The 17,052-nt window shown below is 42.0% G+C and carries 11 protein-coding genes; 6 read left to right on the top strand and 5 right to left on the bottom strand.

Annotated features, from left to right (window positions below):
• Positions 1-314: 314 nt before the first annotated feature.
• Both VB836_RS20105 and VB836_RS20100 read left to right on the top strand, forming a co-directional pair.
• The gene (locus VB836_RS20105) at positions 315-2,414 is read left to right on the top strand and encodes a RecQ family ATP-dependent DNA helicase (protein WP_323221937.1); all 2,100 of its coding nucleotides are present in this window, start codon (positions 315-317) and stop codon (positions 2,412-2,414) included.
• Positions 2,415-3,767, top strand: a complete 1,353-nt coding sequence (locus tag VB836_RS20100; protein WP_323221935.1) for a DNA-processing protein DprA — start codon at positions 2,415-2,417, stop codon at positions 3,765-3,767.
• 240 nt (positions 3,768-4,007) lie between these two features.
• Here the strand turns inward: VB836_RS20100 and VB836_RS20095 are convergent, their stop codons facing one another.
• Together VB836_RS20095 and VB836_RS20090 are read right to left on the bottom strand one after the other, a co-directional pair.
• On the bottom strand, positions 4,008-5,057 hold the full coding sequence (locus VB836_RS20095) for a fatty acid desaturase (RefSeq protein ID WP_323221932.1): 1,050 nt from the start codon (positions 5,055-5,057) through the stop codon (positions 4,008-4,010).
• Between the two features lie 293 nt (positions 5,058-5,350).
• The gene (locus VB836_RS20090) at positions 5,351-5,638 is read right to left on the bottom strand and encodes a hypothetical protein (protein WP_046281262.1); all 288 of its coding nucleotides are present in this window, start codon (positions 5,636-5,638) and stop codon (positions 5,351-5,353) included.
• A 255-nt stretch (positions 5,639-5,893) separates the two neighbouring features.
• Between VB836_RS20090 and thrC the strand changes: the two genes are divergently transcribed.
• Positions 5,894-6,985 (top strand): threonine synthase, encoded by a 1,092-nt coding sequence (thrC, locus tag VB836_RS20085; protein ID WP_323221928.1) that lies wholly within the window; start codon positions 5,894-5,896, stop codon positions 6,983-6,985.
• A 41-nt stretch (positions 6,986-7,026) separates the two neighbouring features.
• Here thrC and VB836_RS20080 read toward each other — a convergent pair whose 3' ends face one another.
• Entirely contained in the window at positions 7,027-7,638 is a 612-nt protein-coding gene (locus VB836_RS20080; RefSeq protein ID WP_046277702.1) for a hypothetical protein, read from the bottom strand.
• 213 nt (positions 7,639-7,851) lie between these two features.
• On the opposite strand from VB836_RS20080, the gene VB836_RS20075 reads away from it, so the two are divergent.
• Entirely contained in the window at positions 7,852-8,961 is a 1,110-nt protein-coding gene (locus VB836_RS20075) for a YihY/virulence factor BrkB family protein (protein ID WP_235440799.1), read from the top strand.
• A gap of 401 nt (positions 8,962-9,362) precedes the next feature.
• On the opposite strand, the gene VB836_RS20070 is transcribed toward VB836_RS20075, so the two are convergent.
• Positions 9,363-11,522 carry a polyribonucleotide nucleotidyltransferase gene (locus VB836_RS20070; RefSeq protein WP_323221925.1) on the bottom strand — a complete coding sequence of 720 codons (2,160 nt, stop codon included), beginning with the start codon at positions 11,520-11,522 and terminating at the stop codon, positions 9,363-9,365.
• Between the two features lie 691 nt (positions 11,523-12,213).
• Here VB836_RS20070 and VB836_RS20065 point away from each other — a divergent pair.
• Positions 12,214-15,393, top strand: coding sequence for a DEAD/DEAH box helicase (locus VB836_RS20065; protein ID WP_323221923.1), 3,180 nt, complete (start codon positions 12,214-12,216; stop codon positions 15,391-15,393).
• 78 nt (positions 15,394-15,471) lie between these two features.
• Positions 15,472-16,323 (top strand): SWIM zinc finger family protein, encoded by an 852-nt coding sequence (locus VB836_RS20060; protein WP_323221922.1) that lies wholly within the window; start codon positions 15,472-15,474, stop codon positions 16,321-16,323.
• On the opposite strand, the gene VB836_RS20055 is transcribed toward VB836_RS20060, so the two are convergent.
• Positions 16,298-16,975, bottom strand: coding sequence for an HAD-IA family hydrolase (locus tag VB836_RS20055; protein ID WP_323221920.1), 678 nt, complete (start codon positions 16,973-16,975; stop codon positions 16,298-16,300). The genes VB836_RS20060 and VB836_RS20055 overlap by 26 nt on opposite strands.
• Positions 16,976-17,052: the final 77 nt, after the last annotated feature.

Below are 17,052 nucleotides of genomic sequence, written 5' to 3'. Positions count from 1 at the left end.
TTTTCTGGTAATTTTTGGGTGGAATTGTGGGGATGGGGCGGGTTTATAACAGTTTTCTGTTAGAATTCTAGCTTAACTCGAACCCGCCCCTACAACCCGCTTCTACAACCCGCTTCTACAACCCGCTTCTACAACCCGCCTATACAGAACTCGCTATACTATTATTTAACAATCTATATAACGGGGTTTCATTTCAATTTTAGTTGGTATAATTTACCCTAAAATTAAGATTTTTTAAGAAACTTTGTCTGAACTAAAAACACCATTCAAAATAGAATAATATCGCCAAATTAACGAATCAGTGTGCATTAAAAATGAATAACGCTTTGAAAGATCGGGCTTTATTGCTATTACGTCAAGCCCTGAATAATCCTGATGCAAATTTTCGCTCTGGACAGTGGGAAGCGATCGCAGAATTAGTAGAAAATCGCTCTCAATTGTTAGTCGTACAACGGACAGGATGGGGGAAAAGTTTAGTTTATTTTCTCACAACTCGTCTTTTTAGAGAACAAGGAAGCGGGCCGACATTATTAATATCACCGTTGTTAGCCTTAATGCGAAATCAAATTGTAGCTGCCGAACGAATTGGCGTTAAAGCTGCAACGATTAATTCTAGTAATACCGAAGACTGGGAAGCTGTTAGCAGTCAATTAATTAATGGAGAAATTGACCTTTTATTAATCTCTCCCGAACGATTGGCAAATGAAGAATTTCAAAACACGGTTCTCTCCCAAATTTCCCAAAGAATTGGATTATTTGTTGTTGATGAAGCCCATTGTATATCGGACTGGGGACATGATTTTCGTCCCGATTATCGCCGCATAGTTCGAGTGTTACAAGCCTTACCCCGCAATATTCCCGCTTTAGCCACAACCGCCACCGCAAATAATCGAGTAGTGCGTGATATTGTTGCTCAATTGGGTGAGGATATGGTGCTATTTAAAGGAAATTTAACTCGTTCAAGTTTAAAGCTTCAAAATATTAAACTTTCGAGTCCTGCTGAACGTTTAGCATGGTTAGTTGAAAACCTCCCTAATTTACCGGGAAGTGGTATAATTTATGCGTTAACAGTCAAAGATACAGAACGAATTGCTGATTGGTTACAACAAAATGGAATTCATGCTAAACCTTACCATGCTGATGTTCAAGAAAACCGAGAAATGCTTGAAGATCAACTGTTGAATAATCAACTCAAAGCATTAGTTGCAACCACAGCATTAGGAATGGGTTTTGATAAGCCCGATTTGGGGTTTGTAATTCACTATCAACGTCCCGGTTCAGTCATTCATTATTATCAACAAGTTGGACGAGCCGGACGAGCGGTGCAATCAGCCTATGGTATTTTATTAAGTGGGGAAGAAGACGAAGAAATCACCAACTATTTTATTCAAACCGCTTTCCCCCCAGAAGCTCATACTCAACAAGTTTTAGACAGTCTAAATAAAGCCGAAGAAGGGTTATCAATTCCTCAGATTCAGCAGTATTTAAACCTCTCTCAAGGTCAAATTACCAAAGTCTTAAAACTGTTATCGCTGGAATCTCCAACTCCCGTCACTAAACGAGGTTCTAAATGGTTTGCTACACCTGTAATTTATCAACCGGATTTAAAAAAGATTCAACAATTAACTGAAATTCGTTATCAAGAACAAGAACAGATGCGAGACTATATGGAAACTCAACATTGTTTAATGCAATTTCTCGCCCATGCTCTTGATGATCCTAACTGTGTTCCTTGCGGTAAATGTGCGGTTTGTTTGGGGAAACCTTTACTTCCGATCACCTGTTCAACAGAGCGAATTAATCAAGCTATTCAATATCTTCGCCGCAGTGATCAAATTATTTCACCTCGCAAACAATGGACTCCACAAGCCTTGCAAACTTACGGTTTTTCTGGTAACATTCAAAAACATTTAAAGGCAGAAGAAGGTCGATCATTATCTCTCTGGGGGGATGCGGGATGGGGAGAATTGGTAAAAAAAGGAAAGTATGAAGATGGCAACTTTAGTGATACTTTAGTACAAGGCATGGTGGAAATGATTCAACGCTGGAAGCCTCAACCTTTTCCGAGTTGGGTGACTTGTGTACCTTCCCTAAAACGTCCTGAATTAGTTCCAAACTTCGCCCAACGACTCGCCAATCAATTAGAATTACCGTTTGTTCCGGTGGTGAAAAAAGTTCGTCAAAATCAACCTCAAAAAACCATGAGTAACAGCTATCAACAAGCTCATAATTTAGATGGTGTGTTTGTAGTTGAAAGTTGGGAAGGAATGAAAGGATCGGTTTTTTTAGTGGATGATTTTGTTGATTCTCGCTGGACATTTACAGTCGTTGCTGCTGTTTTACGTCAAGCCGGAAGTGGAAACGTTTTTCCGATTGCTTTGACTCAGAATTCTTTAGGCTTTACAAGTGATTAAATGATGATGAATTTTACGGTTTCTGCTGATACTCAAGCCATCTTATTACTCTGTGGAAGTTTTGGAGAAAATCGACAAGCTGAACCTCAACCCTTAACCCTGAAAGAGTATAATATATTAGCCAAATGGTTGCATAAAAATCAGATGCGACCTCAAGATTTATTAACTCCAAATCAGCCAACAGACCTGAAAAATTTAGCCAGCGAAAAACTCGATCCGACCCGAATTGAAAGCTTACTCGAACGGGGTGCAAAGTACGCTTTTGCTATCGAACAATGGACGAATCAAGGAGTCTGGATTTTAGGTCGGGGTGATGCGGAATATCCTCGATTTCTCAAGCAAAGATTAAAACATTCAGCCCCAGCAATTCTTTATGGTGTGGGTGAGATAGAATTACTTTCTAAAGGAGGATTAGCCGTCGTTGGTTCGCGAGATATTGACGAAGAAGCGGTAGAATATACTCAGCAAATTGCTCGAATTTGTGCGAAAGAGGAAATTCAAATTATTTCCGGGGGAGCGAAAGGAGTCGATCAAGCGTCAATGTTGGGGATATTAGAAGCCGGAGGAAACGCCATCGGTGTCTTAGCAGATAGTTTACTCAAAGCTGCAACTTTAGGCAAATATAGAGACAGTATTCGAGAGGGTCAACTAACTTTAATTTCTACCTACGATCCCAACGCTGGTTTTTCTGTGGGGAATGCAATGGGACGGAATAAATATATTTATGCTTTAGCCAATTATGCTTTAGTTATTAGTTCTTCTGTGGGGAAAGGTGGAACTTGGGCGGGTGCAATTGAAGCGTTAGAAAAAATGAAAGATGTTCCGCTTTGGGTGAGAATGGAAGACAATGTTCCCGAAGGAAATCAACAATTGGTTGAGCAAGGTGCAAGAGCGTTTAAACTGATTGAGTGGAATGATTATTTACATAATTTTCTCTCAAAACCGCCAGAATTAATAGAGAAAACTATTGAGGAAGAAAAAGAGGCAGAAACAATCTCAGAAAATGTCTCTAATTTAGAAGTAAATTTAGAAACACATCCGGCTGAAACTGCGGAAAAATTAGTAGAGAATGAATCTATTTCTGCACCAAATACTTTAGAAGAACCAATTAGTTCTGTTTCTCCTGCTGAAGAAATTTATCAAGCGGTTCTACCAATTCTATTAAAACATCTACAAGAACCGTTAGATGATAAATCTCTCACCGAACGTTTAGATGTACAAATCGGACAAATGCGAGAATGGTTAAAAAAAGCGGTAGCAGAAAATAAAGTTGAAAAGCTTAAAAATCCAGCAAAAACTTATGTTATTGCCGATAAAAACTTATTAGATTTTATCAATTCATCACCAATGTAGGGTGCATCATATTCTCACAATTTTTGGGAATTTTTAAATAAAAAAGCCTATTCACAAGCCATTAACAAAGCTTCTCTAGAAGTTGAAGAAGGACGCTATGAACCGACAGAATTAGAACAAATTGTTAATCCAGAAGAACTTTTAAATCAAGCGATGAAGTTTATTTTAAGCGAGGATATCTAACTCTGACAAAAAAAAGACGTTCCGGGAGAACGCCTCTAAAATTGAATTTCAATCAGCTTAGTTTTTGCTGTAATATTGCTTGAAGGATTTATAACAGTTTTCTTCGTCATACAAGTGACATTGATCTGTAATTTCCTTCATCAGTTCCCAAGAGAAATTCTGTTCAGGATAGAGATATTCTCCCCAATTTTCCTTAATACTGCTGTAGGCTTTTCGCAGGTTATAAGAAGGAATTGCAGTAGAGATGTGGTGAGGAACATGAACGTTAATATCGTGACACAGAAACTCTACCCAACCCGGATAATTGCAGTGAACACTTCCAGATAATTGAGCCATTGCTTCGTGCCATTTTTCGGCAGGGCTAAACGGAATATCGGGGAAAGTGTGGTGAACTAAAGTAAAGGTACTCATCCAGAAATGGTAGACTAACCAAGGCATCAACCAAAACTTAACAAATCCCCAAATCCCTGTGGTTGCGATTAAAGTTGGAAAGACAATTGCAGCAAATCCAATCACAACTAAAGCTGAAAACTTCACCTGTTCTCGTTGTTTGCCTTCAAATTCTGGCCAGTAAAAATGGACATTAGCCCAGTGTAAGATAGAAGCAATCCACCATACCCGTCCTCGGCCTAATTGGTACACGAATTGAGTCGCTGTGTCACAGTTTTCATAGACTTCAACAGTCCAAGGATGCCAAGCATTATCTTCACCCATTTTATTGGTATGTTTGTGGTGGTGATTGTGGCCAATTCTCCAACCATGAAACGGGTAAATTAGGGGTAAGAAGACCAGATGACCCACTAAGTCATTGACCCAGCGACTATTGGCAAAAGAACGATGACCACAGTCATGGCCAATCACAAAAAAACCGGTTAATGCAGTTCCGGTAAAAATCCAAGCTATGGGAAGTAAAAACCAGGGAGATAACGCGATCGCAATGTAGCCTAAAATCACAAGACTAACATTGATAATAACTACAGTCCAGGCCTTGCGTTTGTTTTTGATGAAAACTTCACGAGGTAGAGTTTTTATAATATCTCTCAAGCGCAAATCGGACGGGTTCTGAGTCGATTTTAGACTCTCTGGACTTTCAATAGATAGGGTCATGGATGATTTTTCTCAGTAAAATCCTTACACTAAACAGTTGAGTTAGTGTGTTCTTAAACAGTTTTAAATTTCCAGGAAGATCAAGCCTGGAAGAAACCTTAATTTCAAAAGGGAAATTAAAGGGTTGAGATTGAAGCTCAAAGATAATATTAGCAACATCTCTGCTTTGATAACCAGAGATAGCAGGAAGTCGCAGCCTTTAACCGGATGTCAAGCCATCGAGTATAACCGATGAAGCTCTACCCTCTTCCAGTTTACAAGAGCAATGACATTTGCTCAATGCAATTATACCTTTACCGCTTGTTTTGGCGGGAAATGCTGTCCAGTTCTTCTGTTCGCGGAGTGATCAAACGTTGCTGCTTGATGGTTTGCAGTTGCAACAGCAGCGTGTCCACCTCGGCTTGCAGGTGAAGCAATTTCACTTGCTGATCAACATTGTATGGACACTTAATCAAACCTAGTTTTAGAGTGCTAGAAGCAGATGAGTCCGTTGCACGGCTAGCTTGTTTAACCGTTGCATCCAAGTTCTCAGGCCGGGATAAAGTAGATGAATGTGTTGACATCAGCAGTTGACTAGGCATCTGAATATATTTACTTACGAGTTTTAACTATACCGTAACCTAAACGCAAACTTGAATTGAGAGCCAGATCAAATCCCTTTGTTTTTCTAATCAGTTGTGATAAACACGGTAAACTGGGATTAAGAATCGCACTAAACCCTCTGCTCTGTCAACTGATCGAGCCATCAAATTGTGAAAAATTCAACGGTTCGCTACATAACATATAATATTAAATTTGTCAAGTTTTTTTAATTAGAAATCAAACTTCAAACCGAGATGACGCTAACTTTATCGACCAATCAAGTTCAACTCAAGGGCTGGCCGGGTTTAATTGAAGCATACCGCCCCTACCTTCCTGTCAGCCAAGCGACACCCGTTGTCACCTTGCAAGAAGGAAACACGCCTCTACTTCCCGTTCCTTCCATTGCTCAAATCATCGGTAAACAAGTCCAAGTTTACGTCAAATACGACGGACTCAACCCGACAGGCAGCTTCAAAGACCGAGGCATGACGATGGCCATTTCCAAAGCCAAAGAAGAAGGGTGTAAAGCGGTGATCTGTGCCAGTACCGGAAACACCTCAGCTTCCGCCGCCGCCTATGCACGCCGAGCTGGGTTAAAAGCCTTTGTGATCATTCCCGATGGCTATGTCGCCGTCGGCAAACTCGCTCAAGCCTTGTTATACGGAGCCGAAGTCTTAGCCATTCAAGGCAACTTTGACCAAGCCTTAAACATCGTGCGAGAGGTCGCCGACCATTATCCCGTCACCTTAGTCAACTCGGTCAACCCTTACCGCCTAGAAGGTCAAAAAACCGCCGCCTTTGAAATAGTCGATGCTTTAGGCAATGCTCCCGACTGGCTATGTATCCCCGTCGGAAACGCCGGAAATATCTCCGCCTACTGGATGGGATTTTGTCAATATCACGCCGATAACCATTGCGATCGCCTCCCCCAAATGATGGGATTTCAGGCTGCCGGAGCCGCCCCCATTGTCCAGGGTCATCCCATCGCCCAACCGGAAACCCTAGCCACCGCTATCCGCATCGGCAACCCTGCCAGTTGGAATTTAGCGATCGCCGCCCAACAAGCCAGTCAAGGCAGTTTTGCTGCCGTCACCGACGATGAAATCTTAGCCGCCTATCGGTTACTGGCCTCAGAAGAAGGCATATTCTGTGAACCCGCTAGCGCTGCTTCTGTGGCAGGTTTACTCAAAGTCAAAGACCAAGTACCGACGGGAGCAACCATCGTTTGTGTCCTAACTGGAAATGGCTTAAAAGATCCCAGCACCGCGATCGAACACTGCAACAACCCCTTCAAACAAGGCATAGCACCCGATATTGAAACCGTCGCCAAAGTCATGGGATTTTAGGATAGACCGCACACAATTTTGAAAATCAACAACCCAACTGTCTAGTCCTCAGACTCATCCATTGGGGGAAGCTGAGGGAGAGGCAGTTGAGTTCCTTGGGGAAGTTGAGTCAATTTAGAGGAGTGATCCTCAAAGGCTTCGGGGGGCAACAGTTCAATTTTCGGCTTCGTTTCCCCCGGACTGGATGAAGATTGACCTTTGGCTTTCGTTAACAAGTCAACCGTATCCCCCAAAGCCGTTGTTAAACTATTGCGGGTTTGCAGATGATTGGCTTTCTCCTGTTCGAGAGACTCACTTAACTGGCGAATTTGATCCCGAGCGCGATCACGTTCGAGCATCACTTGCACCAATTTCGCCTTCATCTCATCCTCAGATTGTAGTCGCTCAATTTCCCGATTAATCGTCACCTTCGATAAAATCTCACTCTGAGGCACCGAGAACTTTTGTTCTAACTGTTCAAGCTGCGATCGCAAAGCCCCTATTATTTCTTGATTGCGCTTGACTTCTTCCCGTCGTTGTTGAGCTTCGGTACTATAAAGCTGACGCCACTGGTTGGCACTCTCGAGCGCCGCATCCCGCTCACGCTGCACCTCGGTTAACTGCTGTTTTAGGCGTTTGATCTCATCTAACCATTGTCGGACATCCTGAGCCATATCAAATTTGATGGAGACTGTTCAATACTTAGATTTTAGAATGAGGATAGTTTAAGACTTCGGCAAGTGTTTTACCTAATCGCGATTCATCAGCTCGTCGAGCGGTTGGCGGAGCTATTGGCCAATCTCATTGTCGCAGTGTTTTCCTGGGTTTGGGCGGTGTTCAAGACCTTACTTGAGCAACTGGCGAGCCTGTTTGGGATCTCACTTGAGTTGAACAGAGGCAAATGGCAAACCTTTAATCACGCTAAACTCAAGATTTCACTCGAACAAGCGGCAGAGAAAACGGCAGATGCTTTAATTGTTGTCTACCGCCATCTCAAAGCGATTTTGAGAAAAATCCCCAAGGGAATTTTCCACTTTTTTCGCTTTTTTCTTTATATCAACTGGACAACCCTCAAAGAAGTTGTGATCTGCACCGCAGAACAACGCCTAAATGGTCTTTCCGCAGAAATGGCCTATAACTCGACTTTAGCCCTATTTCCAGCTTTGCTGTCGATCATCGCAGCAATTAGTTTATCCGATTCCTTGCAGAATACCCTTCAGGAAATGGGCACCCTGCTGGCTGTCGTTGTCCCCCAGGAAGTGCAAGTTCAGATTTCTACGGTTTGGGAACGAATGCTGATTACCCGCAGTGAAGAGTTATTTTCCTTTAGTTTCCTCGTCTCTATCTGGCTATTTTCTGGGGTGATTGGTTCGGCGATGGTGGCTTTAAACCATATTCATCGAGTCCCCCGAGAGCGGCTCCGATCCTTTTGGGAAGACAAATTAATCGCGATCGCTTTGGCTATCGGCACTATTTTATTATTAATTGTTGCCTGTGGGTTAGTGTTTATTAGCGATGTGGTCGTCGAAATTCTTGCCCGTAAAAGTTGTATTCTCGAAACAGTCGGAACTTGTCCCCTAGATCAAATCAAAGACTGTCTCGAACAACCGCCAGTCCAACAATGTCTACTCCTTAAAACCTTACCGAGTACCTGGAAACAGTTAAGATGGCCGATCGCTTTGGGAATTGTAGCGACAAATTTTGCCTTGATTTATCGCTTTGGGCCAAGTCAACGACAGCCAGAAACACCCCTAGTTCCGGGTGCAATTTTAGCTGCTATTTTATGGGCGGTGATTTCTAATTTGTTTCGTCTCTATGTTACCCATTTTGGGAATTATAACATTACTTATGGTGCCATTGGAGCGTTTATCATCTTGCTTTTGTGGCTCTATATTGCGTCTTTGGTGATGCTAATTGGCGCTCAAGTTAATGTTACCGTCGGGGAAGCCATGCGACGTCGGAAATCTCAAGCCAGTCTTCCTTCATCTCTTCGGTGAAATAGATCAGGCTTTGTTAACCCAAGACTGTTGTCGATTTACAAATGATCAACTAGAAATGCCTTCAAAAGCTGCTATTAATGTTTTAATTTGAAATTGAAAAAATAATGCTACACAAGGCAGAAGGCAGCCATGCAAGAGGCAATAGGACTAATAACTGAAAAACTGGTGACTGTGAAGAAGAAGGGCGGGTTTATATCAGTTATCGCTTAGAGACATAAATTAATGCGGAACCCGCCCCTACAACACTGGTATCGGTGTGACTGTTCACTGTTCACTCGTTACTGTTTCCTGTCCCCTATTCCCTGAGTGTAGCGATCAAGGGCAGCGCAATCGCTGTAATATGACATCACAGCGATCGCCAGTTTTTGAAGTCGATCTACGCGATGATCAAATGACTCCTACTTGACAGATCCTCCGGCGGCAGCTTTGGCAGCAGCAGCTTCATCGGGGTGAATATTCAAGCGCGTCAGGTTAATCCGTCCTTTGCTGTCAATTTCACGAACTTTGACAATCACCTCATCCCCAATGGCGACTTCATCTTCGACTCGAGGAACCCGATAATCAGCCAACTGGGAAATGTGAATCATCCCTTCTTTACCCGGAAGCACTTCCACAAATGCCCCAATAGGGATAATCCGCGTAATTCGTCCGACATAGACATCGCCTTCATTGAGTTTGCGCGTCATCCCTTGGATAATCTGACAAGCCCGGGCGGCTTTATCGCTATCGGTTGAAGCAATGGTAACAGTCCCATCATCATCAATGTCAATTTTGACGCCCGTTTCCTCGGTAATTCCTTTAATGGTTTTTCCACCAGGCCCAATCACCAAACCAATCAGATCGGGATCAATCTTCATGGTTAACAAACGAGGCGCAAAGGGAGACAAATCAGAACGGGGTTTTTGAATCGCCTCTAGCATACTTTCTAAAATATGCAAACGGGCGGGTTTGGCTTGATGAATGGCTTGAGCAATGGTATCAATGGATAAGCCTGTAATCTTCATATCCATTTGCAGGGCGGTAATCCCGCTATCAGTTCCTGCAACTTTGAAGTCCATATCTCCTAAAAAGTCTTCAATTCCCTGAATATCAGTGAGAATGCGGACTTCTTCGCCTTCTTTAATTAAACCCATCGCCGCCCCACTCACAGGTTTAGAAATGGGTACACCTGCATCCATCAAGGATAGAGTCGAACCACACACCGAACCCATCGAGGTGGAACCATTGGAGGATAACACTTCTGAAACCACCCGAATCACGTAGGGAAACTGATCCTTGACGGGTAACACAGGTAACAAAGCCCGTTCAGCTAAGGCACCATGTCCGATTTCTCGTCTTCCCGGTGAACGCATTGGCTTCGTTTCACCCACAGAATAGGGCGGGAAGTTGTAATGGTGCATATAGCGTTTTTCGTCTTGCGGATGCAAGTCATCCAAGTCTTGAGCGTCTCCGGGGGTTCCCAAAGTGGCGATCGACAGAACTTGTGTTAACCCTCGGTTAAACAAGCCGCTTCCATGAACTCGCTTCGGTAAGAACCCAACTCGACAAGATACCGGACGCACTTGATCGAGGTTGCGACCATCAACCCGCATCCCGTCTTGAATGATTTGTTGTCGCATCAATTGACGGGTCATGTCTTTGAAAATGCGGCTAACGGCTTTTGGATCTTCAGCCGTGATCACTTTTAACGGATCATCTTCCGGCTTTGGCGCGATCGCTTCTTCGACTTGGGTGAGTTTGATTTCGTCAAGCGCTGCATCCCGTTCGCTTTTCGTAAAATGATACTGTTTGAGAACGTGTTTAATCGGTTCGCTAGCGCGTTCTCGAATCAACTCCAGTAAATCGCTATTTTCTTGAGGAGGTTCTCCCGGTGCGATGATGATATTAAGTTCTTGGGCGACTTCTTGTTGGGCTTTAATCAGGTCACAGACCGCTTCATAGCCAAAATCAATCGCTTCGATAATATCCTGTTCGGGGAGTTGGTTTGCGCCTGCTTCCACCATCACCACCCCATGTGGAGAACCTGCAACGACGAGATCTAAATCTCCGTTTCTGACTTCTCTGTAAGTGGGATTAATGATAAAATCATCCCCTAACAGTCCGACTCGCACGGCTGCCATCGGCCCAAAAAAGGGGATTTGAGCCAACAAAACCGCTACTGATGCCCCCGTTACCGCTAACACATCTGGCGGCACTTGTTCGTCCATTGAGAGGGTTGTGGCGACGATTTGAATATCATCACGAACCCAATCGGGAATCAAAGGACGTAGCGGACGGTCAATCAGACGGCTGGTGAGCGTTACGCGATCGGGTGGACGTCCTTCTCGACGCAGGAAACCGCCTGGAATTCTGCCTCCTGCATAGAGTCGTTCTTCATAGTCTACTAACAACGGCAGAAAATCTATTCCGGGTCTTCCTTCAGCACGAGTTGCAGTGACTAAAACTGATGTATCTCCCGACTCGATTAATACCGCTCCACCTGCCTGAGGCGCCAGTAATCCAATCTTCAGTCTAATATCCCGTCCATCAAAGGATATTGACTTGTCCATTTCTTCCATGTATGCTATCTTCCTTCTCTTTCCACTATTCTTTTGCGTTCTCCAACAGGAAAAGTTTGGTGTTCTCGACGACCTTTGCTTTCCTGTCTTGTCTCGCTCTATACTCTGATGGCTGTAGGCTTCTCACCGAGGCACAGAGGATAGAACCAATGGGCAGGAGGTTGTGATTTCCCCACCCTCATTCTTGAAAAAACAGCCAATCGATGCCTAAGATCAGTATAATACCGAGTTAGAGGCGTAGCACCCGTTTCTGTGTTCGTCGGAGATTCGGTGAACTGATTTTTACTAATGGAGTTGCCCGAAAGGGCTAGATTGGTGTCATTTGCTGAACTCTGCCATCAATTCTCCGAATCGGGGCAATTGTGAAATTCTTGGGTTTTAGATCATGCTCAACTCTTCCTTTTTTTGTTCGGTCGTTTGAGGTCAGCTCACTGCGAGATTCTGAGCTAGTTTGTTGAATATAGTTGCACATTATACTAGATCAGTGACCCGTTGGTTAATCTATCCCCACAGGATGCTTGAATACAGTATATCCAACACTTTGTTCAATAACAGGTTAGACGAAACAAGCCTGCGGATATTAGTCTGTTGCTCAAGTTTCATCAATAATCAAGGGATTAATTAACCGATCAAGCAATGATTTAAACCCACATTAGCTGATTGAAGTTGGAAGTCTAAGGATTATTTTTAAATGGCAATTTTACATGGAAGTTGGCTCCAGCAACCCGAAAGTTATCTATTTATTTGGGGAGAAAGCTGGCGTCGGATCGCCCCGAACGAATTCAATCAAGCTGAGGGGGTTTTGACTTTTCCTTTTGCTTTAACAGCAACTCAACTTAACAAGTGGCTAAAGGAGCATCAATTTTCAGTAAACCCTGAAGAAGTCGCTACAAAAGTTATCGCTATTCCCACTGAAATTTCTAACAATTTAGCCTTAAATCCCCTACAGTCAACCGCTCAAACTCATTCTGAAAATTCCGATCATTCCCTCTATCTTTATCCTTGGAAAGTTGAAGGAATTTGTCTCAAGAGTACAGAAGCCTTTCAGTTTTTACAATCGATTCCATTAGGAAATATTACCGCAGAAAATTCATTAATCGGAACAGATTTGCAGTTTTGGTCTCATGTTTGCCGTTGGAGTATAGATTTACTCGCCCGCAGCAAATTTTTACCCAGTCTCACATCTAACTCCTCAAAAAACCTGTTGGCTAAATGGCAACCTTTACTCGATAGTGCCATAGATCAAGCCCGACTCATTCGTTTTACCAAACAAATCCCATCCGCTTGTCGGATGTATCAAGTTCTCCCCCAAAAATCCGAAGAAGAAATCGAAAATATTTCCTTAAATTTACCTTCAAATCCTCAAGATTTAATCGATAATTTTTTAACCGAAACCCTTGATAATCAAGTCCGAAAAGGCTCAGAAGAAAGCGATAAAAAAGCCCTAAAAAACCTACCCAGCATTCAGCCTTTTGTTCAGAGTTGGTTACAGGCTTTAGCCAGCGATTCCAATCAAATTAAATCCGACAAATCAGAAGCAGAAAATTTAGCAAAAATCCTCGAAAATTGGACAGCACCCCTCCAACAAACCCTCGCTGAACACAATCTATTCAGAACAGCTTTTCAGTTATCTCCTCCCAGTCAAAAAACCAAAAATTGGAGATTAGACTATTGTTTACAAGCCATTGATGAACCTGAATTTTTAGTGAACGCTCAAACGATTTGGACGCATCCCGTTGAAGCCTTTGTTCATCAGGGACGCATGATTAAACGCCCTCAAGAAACCCTTCTCAGAGGTTTAGGTTTAGCTTCAAAACTTTATCCTCTGATTGAACCCAGTTTACAAGAAGCTAAACCTCATTCTTGTTTATTAACGCCTCTCCAAGCCTATGACTTTATTAAAAGTATCGCTTGGCGGTTTACTGATAGCGGTTTAGGCGTGATATTACCGCCTAGTTTAGCCAGTCAAAATGGATGGGCGAACCGTTTAGGACTCAGTATTCAAGCAGCAACATCTAATGCTAAACAAAAGGGTGGTTTAGGTTTAAATAGTCTATTGAATTTTAAATGGGAATTATCCATTGGGGGTCAAACCTTATCCCAAGCCGAATTTAACCGTTTAGTCGCTCAAGAAAGTCCCTTAGTTGAAATTAACGGCGAATGGGTTGAACTCCGTCCATCTGATATTAAAGCCGCTCAAACCTTCTTTTCGAGTCGCAAAGATAAACTTTCTCTCACCCTTGAAGATGCTTTACGCTTATCAACGGGTGACTCGCAAATGATAGAAAAGTTACCTGTTGTTAATTTTGAAGCGGGGGGTAAATTAGAAGAACTTTTAAATACATTAAATAATAATCGTTCGTTAGCTGAGATTAAAACCCCCAATGATTTTAAAGGCGAATTACGTCCTTACCAAGCCAGGGGTGTAAGTTGGTTAGCCTTTTTAGAAGAATGGGGTTTGGGGGCTTGTTTAGCCGATGATATGGGGTTAGGAAAAACAATACAATTAATTGCATTTTTATTATATCTGCAAGAAAATAGCAGTTTAGATGCTCCCGTTTTATTGGTTTGTCCGACATCAGTTTTAGGAAACTGGGAACGAGAAGTTAAACGGTTTAGTCCCACTTTAAAAGTCACGGTTCATCATGGCGATAAACGCAAAAAAGGAAAAACATTCACTCCCTTTGCACAAAAATATGATCTAATAATTACTAGCTATCCGTTAACGTTTAGAGATGAGAAAGAACTGAAAACAGTAAATTGGAAAGGCTTGGTTTTAGATGAGGCTCAAAATATTAAAAACCCGGAAGCTAGACAATCAAAAACCGTTAGAAATCTACAAGCAAACTTTAAAATCGCTTTAACAGGAACCCCAGTCGAAAATCGCCTGTCTGAATTGTGGTCAATTATGGATTTTCTCAACCCAGGATATCTAGGACAACGACAATTTTTTCAGCGAAGATTTGCAATTCCTATCGAAAAATATGGCGATACAGACTCCTTAAAAATCTTACGTTCATTGGTACAACCGTTTATTTTACGTCGCTTGAAAACCGACAAAGATATTATCCAAGATTTACCCGAAAAGCAGGAAAATACCGTCTTTTGTTCACTGTCAACTGAACAAGCAACTCTTTATCAAAAAATTGTTGATCAGTCCTTAGCTGACATCGACGCAGCCACCGGAATTCAACGCCGAGGAATGATTTTAGCGTTGTTAGTGAAGTTGAAACAACTTTGTAATCATCCAGTTTTAATCACCGAAAAAGAAACAAAAACGGGAAAGAAAAAAGCAGCAAATCAGAATTTAACAGCCAACTCTGGAAAGTTACAACGCTTAAAAGAAATGTTAGAAGAATTGATTTCTGAAGGCGATCATGCTATTATATTTACACAGTTTGCGGAATGGGGAAAACTGCTACAACCCTATTTAGAACAACAGTTAAATCGAGAAGTTTTATATTTATATGGGGGGACTCGCAAAGCCCAACGGGAAGAAATGATTGATCGTTTTCAACAAGATCCTCAAGGGCCACCGATTTTTATATTATCCTTAAAAGCGGGAGGAGTGGGTTTAAATTTAACTCGGGCGAATCATGTTTTTCACTTTGATCGCTGGTGGAACCCCGCCGTTGAAAATCAAGCGACAGATCGGGTTTTTAGAATTGGTCAAACGCGAAATGTTCAGGTTCATAAATTTGTTTGTAACGGAACCTTAGAAGAAAAAATCCATGATTTAATTGAAAGTAAAAAAGCCTTAGCTGAACAAGTCGTAGGAGCGGGAGAAGACTGGTTAACTGAACTTGATACCGATGGTTTAAGAAATTTATTGATTCTGGATCGAAATTCGGTGATTGATGAAGAAGAATAATCTAAGATCTGGAAAATGTTGGGTCTCGCTCACTCGACGCCAAGCTACAAAACTTGAAAACCTACGGATTTAGAAATTATGACAAACTTCGATGTTGAAACGGATCAAGAATGGTGGTCACAGCAATGGTTAGATTTACTCGATAAATATCGCTTTAAAAAACGCCTAGAACGAGCCAGAAATTACGCCCGACAGGGAAATGTATTGAGTATTGATTTTCAAGACGAAAAAGTTCAAGCCAAAGTTCAGGGAACTCAACCCGAACCCTATGAAGTCTCACTCTGGCTCGATCAATTTAGTGATGAAGAATGGGATTTTGTGACTGAAACCCTATCTCAACGGGCGATCTTTTCTGCTAAATTGTTAGCGGGAGAAATGCCTCAAAATATCGAAGAAGTTTTTGCTACCAATGGTTTAAGGTTGTTTCCCTTTAGCCTCGATGATGTTCACGCTCACTGTAGCTGTCCAGACAAAGCGAATCCCTGTAAACATATCGGTGCAGTTTATTATATGTTAGGCGATCGCTTTAGTGAAGATCCGTTTGTATTATTTAAATTGCGGGGTCGTACCCAAGAGCAAATTATCGCGAATTTACGCCAATTACGCAGTCAAACTCAAGCGGAAACTGAGACCAAACCTCAAGTGTTACTTGAGACTCAAACCGTTAATTCTTATCCTCCCAAAGTTGAAGAATTTTGGAACTATAATGAACAACTAGACCCTTCTTTAGTCGTCATTGCACCGCCCTCTACTTCTGATAATGTGTTAAACGTTTTGGGAACTATTCCCCTAGAATATGCTGGAAATCAAGGGGCTAGCCGTTCAATTTCAGCCAGTGAAACGGTAATGAAATATTTAGATACAATTTACAAAAATGTCAGCCAACGAGCCATTTTAATGGCACTCAGTCGTGATGAAGAGAGTCCGTAACAGAACAAGAGGAATAACGATTCAATCTGTTGAGGACTTCTAAAAGTTCATCAGGATTATCAATTAAAGCATCCGGGCGATGTTGGGACAAAATATCAGGAGAGTTGAAACCCCAACTAACGGCAATACTTCTAATTTTAGCTCTTTTTGCGGCATCTAGATCTCGGGTTTCATCACCAATATAAATCGCTTGTTCAGGTTGTAAATTTTCTTGTTTGAGAACTGTTCTTATATATCTCGATTTTCCAAATAGAGTCGAAGCAGAATCAATCCGATGAAATAAATGTAGAATTTGATAATTCTCAAGAACAAGAATCACATTTTCTTTGGCATTTGAGGTGATAATATACAGAGAATAACCTTGATGATTTAATTCTTCTAAAACTTCTTTCATCCGAGGAAAAAGATGAATATATTGAATATCTTTTTGAAGTTCTTTTCGGATGCGTCGCAGTAAAAAGGGTAGTTTAAAGATAGAAATTTTAGAGCGTTTGATAATTTCCCATGCACTGAGATCTTTAAGTTCAGCAAGTTCTTCAGGGCTAGCGGGTGGATATCCAAACTCGACTGAGAGACGATTGGTAATTTTAGCAATCGTATCTAGCGTATCTGCTAGTGTTCCATCAAAGTCAAAAATGAGAGCCTTTTTCATAGGGGAGTCAGAAAACTATTTTTGGCTAGCCATTCTTTAAGCATAATATACAAAAATGTTTTCAACAAACAGCGCCT

Source organism: Limnoraphis robusta BA-68 BA1, assembly GCF_034932365.1.
Lineage (GTDB): Bacteria > Cyanobacteriota > Cyanobacteriia > Cyanobacteriales > Microcoleaceae > Capilliphycus > Capilliphycus robustus.
The sequence above is the reverse complement of the archived record's forward strand: the minus strand, read 5'-3'. Positions and strand labels throughout refer to the sequence as shown.

What these genes read in the sequence shown, in the direction of transcription:
- VB836_RS20105 (WP_323221937.1), top strand. Translation starts at nt 315, where the DNA reads ATGAATAACGCTTTGAAAGATCGGGCTTTATTGCTATTACGTCAAGCC.
- VB836_RS20100 (WP_323221935.1), top strand. Translation starts at nt 2,415, where the DNA reads ATGATGATGAATTTTACGGTTTCTGCTGATACTCAAGCCATCTTATTA.
- VB836_RS20095 (WP_323221932.1), bottom strand. Translation starts at nt 5,057, where the DNA reads ATGACCCTATCTATTGAAAGTCCAGAGAGTCTAAAATCGACTCAGAAC.
- VB836_RS20090 (WP_046281262.1), bottom strand. Translation starts at nt 5,638, where the DNA reads ATGCCTAGTCAACTGCTGATGTCAACACATTCATCTACTTTATCCCGG.
- thrC (WP_323221928.1), top strand. Translation starts at nt 5,894, where the DNA reads ATGACGCTAACTTTATCGACCAATCAAGTTCAACTCAAGGGCTGGCCG.
- VB836_RS20080 (WP_046277702.1), bottom strand. Translation starts at nt 7,638, where the DNA reads ATGGCTCAGGATGTCCGACAATGGTTAGATGAGATCAAACGCCTAAAA.
- VB836_RS20070 (WP_323221925.1), bottom strand. Translation starts at nt 11,522, where the DNA reads ATGGAAGAAATGGACAAGTCAATATCCTTTGATGGACGGGATATTAGA.
- VB836_RS20065 (WP_323221923.1), top strand. Translation starts at nt 12,214, where the DNA reads ATGGCAATTTTACATGGAAGTTGGCTCCAGCAACCCGAAAGTTATCTA.
- VB836_RS20060 (WP_323221922.1), top strand. Translation starts at nt 15,472, where the DNA reads ATGACAAACTTCGATGTTGAAACGGATCAAGAATGGTGGTCACAGCAA.
- VB836_RS20055 (WP_323221920.1), bottom strand. Translation starts at nt 16,975, where the DNA reads ATGAAAAAGGCTCTCATTTTTGACTTTGATGGAACACTAGCAGATACG.